The sequence below is a fragment of the Streptomyces sp. NBC_01017 genome, from assembly GCF_045162795.1.
Lineage (GTDB): Bacteria > Actinomycetota > Actinomycetes > Streptomycetales > Streptomycetaceae > Streptomyces > Streptomyces machairae.
Genome location: NZ_CP108683.1, coordinates 10,985,216 through 11,000,577 on the forward strand (window position 1 = coordinate 10,985,216; position 15,362 = coordinate 11,000,577).

14 protein-coding genes and 4 pseudogenes are annotated in these 15,362 nt (G+C 67.7%); 7 read left to right on the forward strand and 11 right to left on the reverse strand.

The genetic code is table 11. From position 1 onward, the window contains the following. Positions 1–512: 512 nt before the first annotated feature. The 5 genes from OG331_RS50400 to OG331_RS50420 all read right to left on the reverse strand — a co-directional run bounded on the left by OG331_RS50400 (position 513) and on the right by OG331_RS50420 (position 4,607). A complete protein-coding gene (locus OG331_RS50400; RefSeq protein ID WP_406209599.1) occupies positions 513–1,184 on the reverse strand; it encodes a TnsA-like heteromeric transposase endonuclease subunit in 672 nt (223 codons plus the stop codon). Positions 1,185–1,791: 607 nt separating this feature from the next. After that, the gene (locus tag OG331_RS50405; protein WP_406191023.1) at positions 1,792–2,763 is read right to left on the reverse strand and encodes a hypothetical protein; all 972 of its coding nucleotides are present in this window, start codon (positions 2,761–2,763) and stop codon (positions 1,792–1,794) included. Continuing rightward, positions 2,760–3,425 (reverse strand): TniB family NTP-binding protein, encoded by a 666-nt coding sequence (locus OG331_RS50410; protein ID WP_406209596.1) that lies wholly within the window; start codon positions 3,423–3,425, stop codon positions 2,760–2,762. The genes OG331_RS50405 and OG331_RS50410 overlap by 4 nt, the downstream gene beginning before the upstream one ends. A 12-nt stretch (positions 3,426–3,437) precedes the next feature. Then, positions 3,438–3,590 (reverse strand): hypothetical protein, encoded by a 153-nt coding sequence (locus OG331_RS50415; protein ID WP_406191022.1) that lies wholly within the window; start codon positions 3,588–3,590, stop codon positions 3,438–3,440. 321 nt (positions 3,591–3,911) lie between these two features. Continuing rightward, entirely contained in the window at positions 3,912–4,607 is a 696-nt protein-coding gene (locus OG331_RS50420) for a TnsA-like heteromeric transposase endonuclease subunit (protein ID WP_406191019.1), read from the reverse strand. A gap of 266 nt (positions 4,608–4,873) precedes the next feature. On the opposite strand from OG331_RS50420, the gene tap reads away from it, so the two are divergent. Together tap and tpg are read left to right on the forward strand one after the other, a co-directional pair. Continuing rightward, positions 4,874–6,994: a telomere-associated protein Tap gene (tap, locus tag OG331_RS50425; protein WP_406191017.1), complete on the forward strand. Its 2,121-nt coding sequence runs from the start codon at positions 4,874–4,876 to the stop codon at positions 6,992–6,994. A 7-nt stretch (positions 6,995–7,001) separates the two neighbouring features. Continuing rightward, positions 7,002–7,559, forward strand: a complete 558-nt coding sequence (tpg, locus tag OG331_RS50430; protein ID WP_406191014.1) for a telomere-protecting terminal protein Tpg — start codon at positions 7,002–7,004, stop codon at positions 7,557–7,559. A 167-nt stretch (positions 7,560–7,726) separates the two neighbouring features. Here the strand turns inward: tpg and OG331_RS50435 are convergent. Then, positions 7,727–7,858: pseudogene (locus OG331_RS50435) on the reverse strand (IS5/IS1182 family transposase); the annotation flags it as partial. Between the two features lie 75 nt (positions 7,859–7,933). Here OG331_RS50435 and OG331_RS50440 point away from each other — a divergent pair. Next, complete coding sequence (locus tag OG331_RS50440; protein WP_406191011.1) at positions 7,934–9,259, forward strand: IS4 family transposase; 1,326 nt, start codon at positions 7,934–7,936, stop codon at positions 9,257–9,259. Positions 9,260–9,295: 36 nt separating this feature from the next. On the opposite strand, the pseudogene OG331_RS50445 reads toward OG331_RS50440, so the two are convergent. After that, positions 9,296–9,417 (reverse strand): annotated as a pseudogene (locus tag OG331_RS50445) (IS5/IS1182 family transposase); the annotation flags it as partial. A gap of 178 nt (positions 9,418–9,595) precedes the next feature. Between OG331_RS50445 and OG331_RS50450 the strand changes: the two are divergent. Next, complete coding sequence (locus tag OG331_RS50450) at positions 9,596–10,579, forward strand: transposase (RefSeq protein ID WP_406191008.1); 984 nt, start codon at positions 9,596–9,598, stop codon at positions 10,577–10,579. On the opposite strand, the pseudogene OG331_RS50455 reads toward OG331_RS50450, so the two are convergent. After that, positions 10,527–10,891, reverse strand: a pseudogene (locus OG331_RS50455) (transposase family protein); the annotation flags it as partial. The gene OG331_RS50450 and the pseudogene OG331_RS50455 overlap by 53 nt on opposite strands. Between OG331_RS50455 and OG331_RS50460 the strand changes: the two are divergent. Further along, entirely contained in the window at positions 10,860–11,420 is a 561-nt protein-coding gene (locus tag OG331_RS50460; protein WP_406209527.1) for a transposase, read from the forward strand. The pseudogene OG331_RS50455 and the gene OG331_RS50460 sit on opposite strands and share 32 nt — an antisense overlap. A 233-nt stretch (positions 11,421–11,653) precedes the next feature. Here the strand turns inward: OG331_RS50460 and OG331_RS50465 are convergent, their stop codons facing one another. The 3 genes from OG331_RS50465 to OG331_RS50475 all read right to left on the reverse strand — a co-directional run bounded on the left by OG331_RS50465 (position 11,654) and on the right by OG331_RS50475 (position 14,269). Further along, on the reverse strand, positions 11,654–11,995 hold the full coding sequence (locus OG331_RS50465; RefSeq protein WP_406191006.1) for a helicase associated domain-containing protein: 342 nt from the start codon (positions 11,993–11,995) through the stop codon (positions 11,654–11,656). Between the two features lie 113 nt (positions 11,996–12,108). Continuing rightward, entirely contained in the window at positions 12,109–12,795 is a 687-nt protein-coding gene (locus tag OG331_RS50470; RefSeq protein ID WP_406190792.1) for a transposase family protein, read from the reverse strand. Positions 12,796–13,042: 247 nt separating this feature from the next. Beyond that, the gene (locus tag OG331_RS50475; protein WP_406191004.1) at positions 13,043–14,269 is read right to left on the reverse strand and encodes a PP2C family protein-serine/threonine phosphatase; all 1,227 of its coding nucleotides are present in this window, start codon (positions 14,267–14,269) and stop codon (positions 13,043–13,045) included. On the opposite strand from OG331_RS50475, the gene OG331_RS50480 reads away from it, so the two are divergent. Together OG331_RS50480 and OG331_RS50485 are read left to right on the forward strand one after the other, a co-directional pair. Then, a complete protein-coding gene (locus OG331_RS50480) occupies positions 14,268–15,050 on the forward strand; it encodes a transposase (protein WP_406191002.1) in 783 nt (260 codons plus the stop codon). The two genes, OG331_RS50475 and OG331_RS50480, sit on opposite strands and share 2 nt — an antisense overlap. After that, positions 15,007–15,264 (forward strand): annotated as a pseudogene (locus tag OG331_RS50485) (hypothetical protein); the annotation flags it as partial. The gene OG331_RS50480 and the pseudogene OG331_RS50485, both read left to right, overlap by 44 nt. Between the last annotated feature and the right edge of the window lie 98 nt (positions 15,265–15,362).

A 15,362-nucleotide genomic window follows, 5' to 3' on the forward strand; every position in this document is an offset into this window, starting at 1 on the left:
GTGCGCGCTGACGGGCTTGCCGGACCGGTGGTCGGCCATCCCGACCACTCCGCGGGCCTCATAGCGGCGGCGACGCTTGGCGATCGCACTCGCCGTCACCGGCCGCCCCGCAGCGGTCAGTTCCGCCGCCTTCGCCAGCTCACGGCGGGTCAGCGACACCACCGCCGGGTCGTACTCCGGCTTCGGCCTCGTGCCTGGAGGCGCCTGCGGCGGAACCCCGCGCAACACCTCCACGATGTGCTGTTCCCACCACAACGCCTCCGCCGCCACTGCCTCCGGCAGACCCTCCAACGGCGTCGCCGGCGGAACCGGCGTCCGCGACGACGCGCGTACCACCTCGAAATCCTCGGCCGCCGACAACTCGATCAGGCCGATATCGGTGACCACGCCGTCCGTGTCCGCCAGACGCACGGTCTTGCCGGACACCGCGATCACCGTGCGCAGGACCCCGGCCACTCGTACTCGATCACCGATCGACACTCCGGCAGGCCGCAGCGGCCGATGTCCCGCGTTCACCACGATCCCCCAACCGAACCAGCGGCCCGCACCAGTGTGCTGGGGCCCAGCCGCTCATGCGCGAGATCGGCCACCAGTTCCTGCCGCCACATCAGGTGAAACAGTACGGGCAACACCGCCAGCCGGTCCCCGGCGTCCTCGGCTCCCGTCAGTAACGGCGTCGGCACTGCGAACACCTCCCGTAACCGGGCTGCGATCTCAGGTCTGCCGGCGCAGCGCGGATGCCGGTAGCGGGCCAGCCACCGCAGATTCGCCATCAGCGCAGGGTCCGGGACACCAACGTGCCTGAACTCCCAGCCGACCCCCGAACAGGCCCGCTCGGTGGCTGCGAATGCCTCGGCGGTCCGCTCGTCGACCTGGTCCTCGGCGCGGACATCGACCACGCGAGCACGGCCGTCGGCGAGCCGTACGAAGTAGTCCGGGGCATGACGCCGCTTCTCTTTCCCGTTATGCCAGTGCATCCAGAACGGCTGCGAAGCGATCCCCACAACATCCGGATCGAAGTCCAGCAGGACCAGCCGGTCCTGTTCCAGCCACGACTCGAACCCCACATGACGTCCAGTCGATGCGGCCCACCACCAGCCTGGGAAATGCCCAAGTCCGCGCGACCAGCGAAACGTCCGTACCGGAGTCGCTTCCTCCCACGCCAGCCCATGGCACTGATCCAACGGAACAACCCGCTCGTGGCCTCCAGCACCGGCGAACCGGAGCGTGAATCCGCCTCCGGCGGTGTCATGCTCTAACGCACCCGCAGTGCTCACCCGGCCACCTCGCCCCCAATCGAGTAAACCGTAGTGGCAACAAGCCGAGCTTGAGCAAGATTCAGTGGCAAAGAGGAAGATCGACTGTCACAGGACACCACCTCAGATGAGAACTCGCCACCGCCTTCGCCAGATCTCATGTCCGGTCGCAGATATCTCCGGGTGCAACGCCTCCTCGACCTGCGGTGCCCGGACTTGAGTGAGACACCCAGCGCACCCTGCGTCCCGGAGAAGTCCGGGCAGTCGTTCGTGCGGTGGGTCGGGTCGGAAGAGTCGCCGCGCTCGCGACCGGCGCGAATGCCGAGAGGTGCCCGGACTTGTGCGGGACGCCCGGCCAGATGCCCGGAGATCTTTGAGACTGCCCGGACATCACGGAGACCGGACATCTCATGCGAAATCGTCAGGTCACGTGCGACTCGACAGAGTCTGTTGGTTCTCTTCTGAGCTGGCGAGCGAGTGGCTCCGGTGAGCTGGGGCTCGCCATTTGCGGTGAGATCTCCATCGGTTGTCTTTCTCATTCGAGGTGGCGACTTTTGGGTAGGGGCGGTGTCGGGATGCCCCTCAGCGAGCAAGCTCGCCGGGTGGGTGCCTGTGCTCGGCTTGCGTAATGGGAGCGCAGATTCTTGACCCACTTGCAAAGCGAGTCGTCACGGCCGTTGTCGGCGGTTAAGACTTCGTAGTCGGTGCCGATGGCGTGGGCGGTGTAGCGATAGACGGCGCGCAGCCGCCAGGCAGCGGACAGACCGACATGGCTCCGCCAGTCGGGGTCCACCAGCAGCTCGGCGAGCTGGATCATCTCCGGGAACCTGGAAGCGGCGGAGCCGGGGCCCGTCGCACCGATGCTCAGGGCGCGGGCCGTCCAGCGCTGGAGCAGGGCCGTGTGACGTCGCTCTTGCAGCCAACCGCTGGTGACGTTCCATGCCTGGAAGAGGCCGGAGAAGGCCTGGCTCTGGTCGTAGCGGGCGGCGAGGTGGTCGTACTCGTGCTGGGCGGTGACGATCTCGGGGGCCGCGGTGAGGTGGAACTGGGGGATGCTGTTGATCCAGCGGCGGTGTGTGGTGCAGACGTAGCGGGCGTAGTCGCGCTCGCGGTGCTCCCAGGCAACGGCGGTGGCCGGACCGTGCTGAAGCGTGCAGGTTCGGCAGACGAGCATCGGATAGGGGAGGCGAAAGAACCGAACGGTCGGGGTCGCGACCGGGAGTGGGACGTATGCGGGGGTGTGGCTCAGCCCCGGCAGTGCTCGTCTGAGGTGGTCGGCCGGGGTGCGGGAAACGATGCCGAGCCGGTCTATGGCGGGGGCGTTGAGGATGGCGTCGCGGTGCAGGACGTGCTTGCCGGGGACGCAGTCCCCGATGATGCGGAACAGGAGCGTGGGCGGGAAGTCGTTCGCGGCGGCGAGCCGCATGACGAAGGAGACCACCGATTCGTCCTGCATGGGCCGGGCCCGCAGCGGCAGCGGTCGGACGGTGCGTTGCCAGCGCTTCATGAGCGGACCTCCTCGGCAGCGGTGTCGAGGACGACGGCTTCGAGGTGCCGTTTGGTGATCTTTTCGGTGCCGTCGGCGATAGCGTCGTTGGCTGCTTCGTAGATGAGCTGGTCAAGGCTGCCGATCATGCCGCCGGTGCGTTTGTGCAGGTAGGGCTCGTGCCTGCGGAGGGTGCCCGGGGTGTGCCGGTGCAGACGGAGGGTGGATTCCATGGTCAGGACGACGCGTTCCCAGTCCTCGCGCTGCTGCGGGGTGTCGTGCTCGAACGGGCCGGTATTGAGGGTGATGAAGCGTCCGGCGAGCTGGCGGCCGCGCAGGCCGGAGAACAGGCCGTTCTCGGTGACGTTGACGCCTGCGTAGACGAACGTCGCCTGGATCTGTTCAAAGAGGTATTTCAGCTGGTCGGATGCGTCCTGACCGTTGCGGGTGGTGAGGTCGAGATTGTGGATCTCGTCTACGACGATCAGTCGGCAGCGGACTTTGTGCAGGACGGAGATCACGTTGTGGGTGATCGCCTGCGGGCTCTCGCGGGAGGCGTAGGGCAGGCCGAGGAAGGCGGCCAGTTCGACCACCAGGTCGCGAGGCTTCACCGCAGGCGGGGTGACGATGTAGACGACCGGGATGCGCTCGCCGGAGGTGTCGACCGGGGCCGTGCGTTCGATCTTGAGCTGGTGCTAGCGGCCGTCGACCAGACCCCACAGCCCCTGTTCCCGGTAGCGTCGGCGCATCCGCTGGATCGTGCGCAGGCCCGTCCGCTGCCCGGCTGCCGACAACTCGTCGGCCTTCGCCTTCTCCCTGCTCGGCCAGAGACCGTGACGCCGGGTCATACTCCGGCCGCGGAACGGCGCCGGCCGGGGCGTCCGGCGGCAGCCCGGTCTCGATCTCCACCAGGTGGCGTTCCCATCGGCAGGCCGCCTCGGCGACCTTCTTCGGCAGCCCATCCAGCAACCCCTGGGAGGTCAGCGGCGGCACCGGTGCGGAGCCGATCACCTCGAAATCCGGTGCCGCGAACAGATAGGCCACCAGCACCGTCGAGGGCTCACCAGCGGCCGACAGCAGCTGCACCGTCGTTCCGGCGACGGCCACCACGGTGTGTTCCAGCCCGCCGAAGACCACCCGGTCCCCGACCTTCAGCAGCGGACGCGGCCTCACCGCATGTCCTCCGCCGCGAGGTGCACCACCGTGCGGTCACCGAGCAGAACCGACAGGTCACAGAGCAGTTCCTGGCGCCACATCAGGTGGAACAGCACCGGCAGCACGGCGATCGGATCGCCGGTCTCCTCGGCGCCCTCCATCAGCAGTCCCGGGGCCGCGAAGAACTCCCGCAGTCGTGCGGCGACTTCGGCGTTGAAGCAGCGCGGGTGCCGGTAGCCGGCCAGCCAGCGCAGGTTCCCGGACTCCACCGGGTCCAGCTCGCCCCACAGGGCATAGCTCCAGCCGATCTCGGCGTAGGCCCGCTCGGTCGCGGCGAACTTCGCCAAGTCCCGTGCGGGACGCCGGTTCTCGGGCCGGGAGTCCACCAGCAGCACCGAGCCGTCGGCGCGGCGTACGAAGTAGTCCGGCGCGTGCGAGAGGGACTTGCCCCGTTCGTTCGCCCAGAACAGCCACAGCGGCTGCGAGGTCAACGCGGTCACAGCCGGGTCGAAGTCGAGGGCCATCGCGTGATCGCGCTCCAGCCACGACTCGTACCCGACGTGCATGCCGGCCGTCGCAGACCAATACAGGCCCGGGTAGTTCCGCTGCCCGCGGTACGAGGGGAACTCGCGCACCGGACGCCCGTCCTCAAACCGAACCCCTGCGGCCCTGACCAGCGGCACCCGGCGTTCCACCCCGTCACCTCCCAAGTAACCCACCTCGAAGCCCTCGACCCTCGCCGGGGCCCCGCCCACCACGCTTCGCAATCGAGTTGTCACCCGATCAGGCTCGCCACATCAGATGAGAACTCCCCACCGCCTTCGCCAGATCTCACGCGAATTCGTCAGGTCACGTGCGACCCGACAGTCAGCCCGCTCCGTGTCCACACTCCGCCGCAAATCTACTTAGTCAGGGTTAAAGAAGCGGGCTAAATAAACGGATAAACACTGTTAGTGTTCGGGGTGGAGGTAGACGCATGGCATCAGAGGAAGAGCTTTTCGCGTCCGTCGACGCACTGCTGGAGGAGGAGCCGCAGCTCCCACCCCCGGCGGAACGGGCCCGGCTGCGGGAGGCAGCCGGCATCACCCAGGCCCGTCTCGCGGTCGCGCTGAAGACGTCGACGCAGACGGTGAAGAACTACGAGAACGGCCGCTCCGAGCCGAAGTCGCCACGCCTGGAGGCGTATCAGCGGCTGCTGAAGGGTTGGGCGGCGAAGTACCCCGCGCACGGCGTCCCCACCGCGCCCGCCCCGGCCGTCGCGCCGCAGCCGGCCGTGCGGGCCACGTTCACCGGCCCGGCCACCCGTGCGCCGGAGACGGGGGCTGTCGCACCGGGACAGGCCCCCACCGCGGCGGCCGCGCCCGAACAGTCGGCCGCGCGCCCCGCGTCGTCGCGCCGCCCGGCCGCGAAGAAGGCCACCGCGCCCGCGCTGGACCCGCGCTTCCCCCACGGCCCGCTCGCGGTGCTGGACGGGGATGGTTCCGCGTACGGCGTCGACGGGATCGTGCTGGACTGCCCGGCGACCACGGTGGTGGAGCTGGTGGAGTGGACGCTGCGCGAGTCCGGCCTCGGTGCAGCAAAGCTCAACCGCTACGGCAAGGACTCCGACCCGCTGATCGTGCTCACCGCCGCCGCGGCCGTGACGTTCGGCCTGCCGGAGCGCCTGGAAGGCCACGAGCAGCGCCGATCGCTGCGCCTGCCCGAGGATCACCCGGTCGTGAAGCAGGTCGTGAGGGCGAAGTGGCAGCTGACGCAGCGCGGGTTCGGCCCGTGGGCGCGCATCTACCGCAAGGCCCAAGGGGGCGAGCGGCAGTGCGTGCAGCTGGCAATCCTGTCCTGGGACGCTCTCGATGAGCGGGCCTGGCCCGGCGTGACGGACATGGAGCCGGCCGACATCGCCCAAGTCCTCGGCGTCTACGCTCAGCGGGTCATCACCCCGCGTGGGTCGACGGCCGTGTCGGGGCTGGAGTTGATGACGGCGCTGCGTCCGTCCACGCGCGCCGTACGGGACGAAGCGACCGGGAACTGGGTGTCCGGCCACAACCCGGGCTCGCTGGGCACGGAGCCGATGGACCCGGCGCCGCCGGAGGCCACCGCCGAGCATCCGGTCGTCGTGGACTCCGGCTGGGCGGGTGGCTTCCTCAATGAGGAGGCGTACCAGTGGGTGCGGTCGGTGGACTTGCTCACCGATGAGGAGTGCACGCTCCCCTTCGCGGTGGGCCTGGACCTGAACACGGCGTTCCTCGCGGCCGCGGCCCGTCTGGTCGTCGGCCTGTCGGAGCCGGTGCACTTCATGAACCCGCCGTTCAACCCCAAGGTGCCGGGCAGTTGGCTGGCGGACCTGTCCCACGTGGAGCTGGACCCGCGCCTGCCCTCGCCGTTCACGCCGACCGGGGAGCGCCCGACAGACCCGGCCTGGTACCAGACGCACACCGTCGCCTACGCCCAGGAGCTCGGCTACAACGTCGCCCCGATCGAGGCGTATCTGCGCCAAGCAACCGGCGCGTACTTGGATCCGTGGCACGACCGGCTCAAGACCGCGTACGTCGACACCCTCGCCGACCTCGGTGTCACCAAGGACCTGGACGACCGCCAGTTCCTCGCCGCGATGGAGCAGCACAAGCAGGTCGACCCGGCGATGGCCGCCGTGCTCACGGCCATCAAGGCAACCGTGAAGGGCGGCGTCGGGAAGCTGCGGGAGCGCCCGCAGGGCAAGTCCTACAAGGAGGGCGAGCGGTGGCCGGCCCTTCAGCGGCCGACCTGGCGCCCGGACATCCGCGCCGCCGTCATCAGTAAGGCCCGGGTCAACATGCACCGCAAGCTGCGCAACATGGCGACGATGACGGGCCTGTACCCGCTCGCGGTGCTGTCCGACTGCGTCGTCTATCCCTCGCCCGGCCGGAGCCCGTTGGGCTTCTTGCCGTACGCGGCGTCCGGTAAGCCGCAGCCGGGCGGGTTCCGTCTCGGGCCTACCCCGGGCCTGGCGAAGCTGGAGGGCGTGCAGTCGATGCTGTGGGCGGTCGACTTGATGGAGCAGGGCCTGAACCCGGCCCGGCATATCAAGGGCGGCGACGCTGTCCTGGACGAGGGGGAGTAGGGCTGTGGTGGGAGAGATCGACGACGCGATCGAGCGTGCCGGCCGGGAGAGCTTCACCCGGGAGCCGCCCAAGACCCTCAAGGGCCAGATCGGCTACCTGATCCGGCAGTTGGGCAGCGCGAAGGCCGTTGCGCAGGAGATCGGTGTCACCGCCGACTCCGTCAACAGGTACCGCAGGGGGGCCCGCAAGCACGCCCGCGCCGACATCGCCGCGAAGATTGACAACGCTGTGAGGGCTCGCTGGCAGCCGCAGGTGCGCAAGCGCCGGCAGCGCCAGGCCGCCGCCACGGGCGGGATCACGGTCGAGACGAGGGCCCGGTTCGGGTACACCGCGCCCATCGGCACGACCGACGACGGACGGTTTAGGCGACTCACCGTGCACCTCCCCCCGGCGTACGCACAGCGCCTCTTCGACGCCCGCGACGCAGGGGCCGGCGACCAGGAAATGCGTGGGATCATCGCCGAAGGGTTCAAGGACGTCTATTTCCAGGACGGCGGCGCACGTGCCATGGGACTGTCGGACGTGGAAATCAACGACATTGACTACCTGGATCTCGACTACTAATTCAGAGCCCAATTTATGGCGAGCTCGAAAGCCGCCCAAATTCCTCGACGGAGAAGGAGTTGCAATGACGCTGACGGACACCGCCGATGAGATTGCCCAGCGGCCGCGTGAGGCCGTCGGCGAGATCCCCGACGACTACTGTACGCGTCAGTGAACCTCTTTCATCCTTAATACGTGCAGGTCATGAGGGTGTGGACGGCCTGGACGATGGTGCCGATGCGACGAGTGGAGCATCTGGCCCGCCGGAGCAGTCGCCAGGTCTTCAGCTGTGCGAAGGCGCGTTCTCCAGGAGCCCGCAGCCCAATGCCACTTAGATAAGTGACTGATTTCCAGTCGTCCACTTTTCCACAGCGACACGCCCGGGCTGCCTGTGGATGGTCAACTATCCAAGTACCGGTGCTTTGTTGTTTCCAGGAGACCGGATACCTTCCTCGCCTATGGGTGGGGTGCTGGAGGGCTCGGCGGCAGTTTCGGGCGTGCGTCTAACCGACCGGGTGGGTGTTGGTGTTCTGACGCGCCTGGTCGACCGTGATCTGGTCGATGAGGTTCTCGTCGAGACGGGCCGGATGGAAAAGCGGTCACGTCTGCTCCCGGCGCGTGTTGTTGTCTATTACGTGATGGGCTTGTGTCTGTTCTTCGGCGAGTCGTACGAGGAAGTGATGCGGCTTCTCGTCAACGGTCTGCGTTTTCTGGGGACATGGCGCAAGGACTGGACAGTTCCCACGACGGGTGCGATTTCCCTGGCGCGCCGGCGTCTGGGACCGGAGCCGTTGCGGGTGCTGTTTGAGCGGGTGGCACTGCCTTGCGCTCGGCGGGGCACGCAAGGGGCGTGGCTGGGGCGGTGGCGGCTGATGGCCATCGACGGTTTCGTGCTGGATGTTCCCGATACCCCTGCGAATGACGCGAGGTTCGGCCGGTCCGGAGGGACGAAAAATCCGGCGCCTTTTTCCCAGGTGAAGATCGTGGGGCTGGGCGAATGCGGGACCCATGCCGTGGTAGCAGCACGGCTGGGGCCCTGGCGCGTGGACGAAGGTGTTCTCGCCGAGGAACTCGTCGTCGATTTCGAACCGGGCATGCTGGTTACCGCTGACCGGGGATTCTATGCGTACCGTCTGTGGGAAGCTGCCGCGGCTACCGGCGCGGATCTGCTGTGGCGCATGCCTGATGGGCCTCACCTGCCAGTGGTGCGGCCCCTGAAGGACGGGTCGTACGAGTCGTTCCTGCTCGACCCGAAGGTCCGTCATCGGCGCGCGGTCCAGCGACACCGCGGATCGGCGAACATCGAGGAACCGTCCGGGCTTCCGGTCCGGGTCATCGAATACGAAGTGACAAACCGTGAAGGCAAGGGAGAGATCTTCTGCCTGATCACCACCATCATGGCCCCCGACGAGGCAAGTTCCGCTGAACTCGCGGCCGCCTATGCCGAACGCTGGGAATTCGAATCCAGCCTGGACGAGATCAAAACTCATCAGCGAGGCCGCGGCGGCGTACTGCGCTCGAAGACACCGGACATGATCGAGCAGGAGATCTGGGCACTGCTCCTCACGCACTACGCGGTCCGGCATCTGATGTGCGAGGCAGCCGACCAGGCCGACATCGACCCCGACAGACTGTCCTTCATGCGGTCACTTCGCATTATCCGACGCCAGGTCACAGACCAGGCGGGCTTTTCCCCCTCACCACCTCATGAATGCCCTTGAGACGGCACACGCAGAAATCATCGAAAGACTCAACCCCCGCCTTCGGGCGTAGATGAGCCAGGAGACATGCTCGACGAGCTCATACGGGACGTCGAGCATGGAAGGATACGGAACCAACAGGGCCCCTCGGTCGCCGGTGCGATGAGTGAGATCACCACGCCAACGACGAGGGGCCCTGTCCTGTCACGCCCCCGCCCACCAGGTCATTTCCCCCTGCGGGGCAGGATGAAAGAGGTTCAGCCTCGGGTATTCAGCTGAATTCGGCTGCGTGCGGGGCCGGTTGACGCGAAAGGTGCCCTGACCTGCGAGGATGCGACTGTCGAGGAAGCATCTGGAATGCAGGAGCGGGGCACCTTTCTGGTGAGTGAGTCTACGGGGTGGGATCGGCGGCTGTCCGTGGCCGCTGATGGCAAGGCGCTGATCGGGCATGCCGGGGCGGTGCTGCTGCGGAAGCTGGCGGACCGTACGGGGTTGACGAGTGCGCTGGCGGGCGCGCTGCCCCAGGGGGCGGGGTTCGGCTGGCGCGATCGCGCGGTCGTGGTCGTACAGCTGGCCGTGGCGATCGTGCTGGGAGCAGTGAATCTGTCCGATGCCGAGCAGATGCAGGCCCATCACCAGGGCCTGTTCGGGCCGACGGTGTCCGACTCGACGACGCGCCGGACGCTTGCGGCGATGGACGAGCGGGTGCTGGCGAAGATCGCGGCGGTGCGGGCTCGGGTGCGTCGGCATGTGTGGTCGCAGCTGGCCCTGCGGCCGGGCGGGTTTCCGTGGCTGACCGTCGCGGGGAAGGTGCTGCACCGCTGGGTCGTGATCGATATGGACGCCACGATCATCACCGCGGCGTCGAAGAAGCTGGGCGCCTCGGCGACCTGGAAGAAGACCTACGGCTTTCATCCGCTCGCCGCCTGGTGCGCGAATACCTCCGAGTGCCTGGCCATGTGGCTGCGAACCGGTAGCGCCGGCTCCAACACGGTCGCCGACCATTTGCACGTGCTCGGCGAGGCGCTCGCCCAGGTCCCCGGCGCCTCCACCGCCAAGATCCTGGTACGCGTCGACGGCGCCGGGGCCACCCACGGCCTGCACGAACACCTCCGGGACCTGAACACGATGCGCCGTACCGTCCGCTTCACCACCGGCTGGACGATCACCGAAGAGGACGAGAAGGCCATCGCGAAGCTGCCGGAGACCGCATGGGAGACCTCGATCAGACAGGACGGCAGCCTCCAGGAGGGCTACCAGGTGGCGGAGTTGACCGGGCTGAACACCCTTGAGCGAAGGCGCGTTCTCCCGGTGCCCGGAGGCGGGCGTGGTCGCGGTTGAACTGCTGGTACGGCAGTAGGGGGTGCGTACCGTGGCGCCGGCGCCACGGTGGGCGCGGTCGGCCAGGACGAGGATCTGCCGGGTCAAGCAGGCTTGGACGATCCCGTGGGCACGGGCGGAGGTCAGGTCGTGAGTGCGGCCGGGTGTTGCTCGTGAGAACCACAGCGGGGTGCCGTTCGATGCGGCGATGACCTGCACGTTTATGCCGTGCTTGCGGTGTTTCTGCGAGTACGGCTCATCCGCACGGACGCGGTCGGCCGGGATCAGGGTGCCATCGACGATGACGAAGTCGCCCTCGCTCAAGCCGACGAGGACCGCTCACCTGATCCGCGAACTGACCGCTGCCGAAGAGGACTTCCCCGCGCAGAGGTGGCACCAGCAGATCCGGTGGGCCCTGGCCGGCCTGAACACACAGGCGATCAGGGTGCGCTCCGGCGAGATCAGTGAGATCGCACCCGAGGCCCTGCTGCTGCACTTCGAAGCCTTCCACCGAGGCATCGCCGTCGGGCTCTCGCTCCATCCCCGCGCGCCGGGACGGAAACAGACTCCGGCCCGCAACCTGCTGGAACGTCTGCGGGACCAGGCGCACGCCGTGCTCCGCTTCGCCGACGCCCCCCGGCACGTGCCCTTCACCAACAACTGCGGCGAACGAGCACTGCGGCCGGTCAAGACCCAGCTGAAGATCTCCGGCTGTCACCAGTCCGCCGACGGCGCCATGGCCTGGCTCGCCGTGCGCTCCTACCTCGACTCCGCCCGCAAACACGGGCTGAGCGCCTTCGAGGCCATCCACCGCGCCTTCACCGGCAACCTCTGGATGCCCCCCATCACGCAAACCACCTGACCAGCACGCCTCACACACCGTCACCGATCAGCCGCATTCCTTCTGAATGCGTACCCCCGACGCCGCTCGCGCTGCCCGTCCGTCAGGGCCTCCCAGACCTTTGGCGTCCGCTGCCGGGCCAGCCACTTCCCGACGTCCATCCCATGCACGGTGAGGCCGGGCAGGACCTCGGTCTGGCCGGCCTGGCCTTCTTCGTCGGCCACCAGCTCGCGCAGCGCGGTGTAGTGCCGCTGTCACTCGGCCGGCCACGACCGGTTCCAGTCCTCGTCCAAGGCCTCCAGCGCCGACTTCCACTCGGGGTGGCCGTCCAGCGCGCCAGGGCGGCGGAGGTTGGACAGCCACTGCCCCACCGGCCGGTCCAGCATCGTTGCCGACCTCGGAGCACATAGGGTCCAGTGCTGCTGGTAGTACGCCTTCGCGGCTTCCAAGTTCTCCTGGAACCGCTCATCCGCCAGGCTCCACACCATGCCGAGCTTCTCCAGCCGCGCCGCGCGCTGGCCACTCATCTGCCCCGCCCCGCGTTTGCCGTTGGGATAGTTGCCGCCGTCCTTTCCCGTCGGATTCCTGGGCGCCATGGTCGGCGACAGCGAAACCGCAGCGTTCTGGACCGCGTTTTGCAAGGGCCAGGCGGCACCGGTGCGGACCCTGTCGCAAATTGCGCGAGGCTGGGAGGTCTATTCACGGGGTCTCACCAGCCCTTCTTGTAGAAGGTGAGGGCGGTGACGGTTTTGGCAACGAGGGGGAACTTGGCCAGGGGGCCGCGGTAGCGGGTCGCGAGAATCTTCCAGTCTTTCAGGTGTGCGATCGCTCGCTCGATGGCGGCGCGGAGTCTGCTGATGCTCCCGTTGTAGACGTTGTCGCCAGTGGGACGTTCCTGACCAGGTGGTCTGCGTCTCGCGGTGAGCATGCCGGAGCCCACGTAGCCAAGATCGCCCATGCTCTGCCGTTCCGCGAAGGTTTCCGGGAAGTGGGACCGGCGCCAGGCGTACATGTCGTGCCGGGAGCCCGGGACGGGCTCGGACACCGCGAGCAGGTCCCCGGACAGCGTGGCCGCAACCTGCAGGTTGAAGCCGGTGTCGCGGTGCTTGCCGGAGAACAGGGTGGTGCCTTCGCTCGCCCAGTCCCACGTGGTGACCAGGGTGCCGTCGATGAGCACGATCCGGCCGGCGGAGGCCTCCACGGGATCGGGGACATGCCCGGCGAGGGCCTTCTCCACCACCGGAAGCAGCCCCGTCCACCGCCGGGAAACAGTGGCCTGGCTGACACCGAACAGCTCCGCCGCCGCCTCCTGGACGGGGTTCTGCCGCAGTAGGAACAGCACCAGGACCACCGACCGGTACAGGCCCAGTGACCACATCCGGGCCGGAGACACCACAGGATCAGGATCCGTCATGAGTATCCGATGGACCCGCACCACCAGCCCGTCCAGTTGATCCTTGTCCAACCCTGCCGTAACGTTCCAGCTCAACGGCCCTGCCCCGGTTCACTTCTGACGTTGTCGCAGACATCAGACTACCGAGCAGGGCCGTACTGATGATCAAGGAACCCAGGCGCCCCACCACCCCGTGAATAGGCCTCTGGCTCTCGTAGTTCGTCCTGTGCCAGGTTGCCGGTTCCACGGGTTATAGGCGGATGACGACGAGGGCGATGTCGTCGGTGTTGCCGGTGGGTGGGAGGAGATCGGCCAGGAGGTCGTCGGCCAGGGTTTCGGGGCTTGTGTGCCGGTGGTGGGTGAGGGAGTCGGCGAGGCGGGCCAGACCGGTATCGATGTCCTCGTGTCGGCGTTCGATCAGGCCGTCGGTGTACAGGACCAGGGTGGCGCCCTCGGCGAAGGGTGTGCGGGCCTGCGGGCGGGGGATGTGTTCGGGGCGGGCGCCTAGTGGTGGGTCGGTGGCCTGGTCGAGGAAGGTCACGGTGCCGTCGGGATGGAGCAGGGCGGGTGGAGGGTGGCCGGCGCTGCTGTAGGCGATGGTGTGGTGGTCCCAGTCGATGAAGGCCGTTACTGCGGTTGTCGACTCTGCGCCTGTGACGAAGCGGGCGTACAGGCCGAGGGCTTCCAGGGCGCGGGCCGGGCCGTCGGCGACGCGGCAGGCAGCGCTCAGCGCGCTGCGCAGCTGGCCCATGACGCCGGCCGCGGTGAGGCCGTGGCCGACGACGTCGCCGACGGCGACCGCGATGCTGTCACCGGGCAGATCGGCCAGGTCGTACCAGTCGCCGCACACGTTCAGGCTTGTGGTGGCGGGCTGGTAGCGCACGGCCGCCTGGTGGTGCCCTACGGGGCTGGGAGCGGGCAGCATGGCTTCCTGCAGGGCCAGGGCCACCTCGCGTTCACGGGCGTGCGCCTGACGCAGGCGCTCGTTGACCTCCTGCAGTTCACGAGAGCGGGTGTAGAGCTCAGCCTCCAGGACCTGTGCCCCGTCGCCGCCGGCCTGGCCGCCGCGAGCCCGAAGGAGTTCGGTGATCTCCTCCACTCTGTGCAGGATCAGCACCACCTGCCCGTCCGGCCCGAGAACAGGAGCGTTCACCGGGCTCCAGTAATGCTCCTGCCAAAGCCCGGGCCGCTCGGGATCCTCGATGTCGTAGCGGAGCAGTGCCATGGTGTCGCGTTCGGCGGTGGCGACCACGCGGAGCATCGACGCCTGGGTCTCCTGTATACCGGCCGCGGCCGGATCGTTCGGGTTCTCGGGAAAGACGTCGAAAATGTAGCGGCCGACCAGCTGCTCGCGGGTACGCCCGGCCAGCCGCTGGAAGTCCTCGTTCGCGTCGGCATACACCAGGTCCGGTGCCAGCAGCGCCACCATGCCAGGCAGGGCTTGGAAGACCGCCTCGTAATCGATTTGCGGGTTCATGCGCTGCCTGCCTCGACGCCGACCGTCACTGTGCTGTTTTCACGGTAGACCGCAACACAACACCAGGCCCGGCCACAGTCCCTTTCACCCCACAGCAGTCACCTGGCCAGCCCTGTCACGTAAACATCACCCGATCAATCCGGCGGCCACGAATCCGCTTCGTGGCACGCAGCTTCCTGAGCAATACAGGCCGCGATCCGCAGGCATCCCAGGTGGTGTGCATGGACGAGAAGCCCTACCAGCTCCTCACCCATGTCCGCGACCCCCACGGGCCCGGCCCGGCCGCGACGCGTGCCAGGACAGCGAGTACATCCGCTGCGGCACCTGCTCCGTCTTCGTATGGACCGAACCCTTACGCGGATGGCGTCGCACGCAGGCACTGTCCCGGCGGACCCGGATCGACTGGGCCGGCCAGGTCAAGCAGCTACTGACCGTGGACCACCCCGACGCCGCGACCGTGGTGCTGGTGATGGACAACCTCAACACCCACACCATCGCCTCCCTGTACGAGGCATTCGAACCAGAAGAGGCCTTCGCCCCGGCCCAGCGCCTCGAGATCCACCACACACCCAAGCACGGCTCCTGGCTCAACATCGCCGAGATCGAACTCTCCGCGCTGACCCGGCAATGCCTCGACCGCCGGATCGGCGACCTCGACACACTCAACACCGAACTCTCGGCCTGGCAGAACGCCACCAACACCGACCAACGCCAAGTGAACTGGCAGTTCACCACCCATGACGCACGCATCAAACTGCGCCACCTTTATCCCAAGAATTAGCCACGACAGTCTACTAGTGTGGTGCGCCGGGAGGCCGGCACGTCTTGGCGAGCTCCTCGGCATCGAACTGCCTATCATCCAAGGGCCGTTCGGCGGCGGACTGTCTTCCGTCGAGCTGGCCGTGGCGGTGTCGGAGGACGGCGGGCTCGGCTCGTACGGGGCCCACATCCTCCTCTCGGAGGAGATCGGGGATCTGGTAGCACGGCTGAAAGCGGGCACGGACCGGCCGTTCGCGGTGAACCTGTGGGTTCCGCTCGATGGTGAATCTGAACTCCAGCCGTCCGACACGGACCTGGCCTCTCACGTGGCGCG

What these genes read in the sequence shown, in the direction of transcription:
- OG331_RS50405 (WP_406191023.1), bottom strand. Translation starts at nt 2,763, where the DNA reads ATGAAGCGCTGGCAACGCACCGTCCGACCGCTGCCGCTGCGGGCCCGG.
- OG331_RS50415 (WP_406191022.1), bottom strand. Translation starts at nt 3,590, where the DNA reads ATGACCCGGCGTCACGGTCTCTGGCCGAGCAGGGAGAAGGCGAAGGCC.
- tap (WP_406191017.1), top strand. Translation starts at nt 4,874, where the DNA reads ATGGCATCAGAGGAAGAGCTTTTCGCGTCCGTCGACGCACTGCTGGAG.
- OG331_RS50440 (WP_406191011.1), top strand. Translation starts at nt 7,934, where the DNA reads ATGGTCAACTATCCAAGTACCGGTGCTTTGTTGTTTCCAGGAGACCGG.
- OG331_RS50450 (WP_406191008.1), top strand. Translation starts at nt 9,596, where the DNA reads ATGCAGGAGCGGGGCACCTTTCTGGTGAGTGAGTCTACGGGGTGGGAT.
- OG331_RS50460 (WP_406209527.1), top strand. Translation starts at nt 10,860, where the DNA reads ATGACGAAGTCGCCCTCGCTCAAGCCGACGAGGACCGCTCACCTGATC.
- OG331_RS50465 (WP_406191006.1), bottom strand. Translation starts at nt 11,995, where the DNA reads ATGGCGCCCAGGAATCCGACGGGAAAGGACGGCGGCAACTATCCCAAC.
- OG331_RS50480 (WP_406191002.1), top strand. Translation starts at nt 14,268, where the DNA reads ATGCGCTGCCTGCCTCGACGCCGACCGTCACTGTGCTGTTTTCACGGT.
- OG331_RS50475 (WP_406191004.1), bottom strand. Translation starts at nt 14,269, where the DNA reads ATGAACCCGCAAATCGATTACGAGGCGGTCTTCCAAGCCCTGCCTGGC.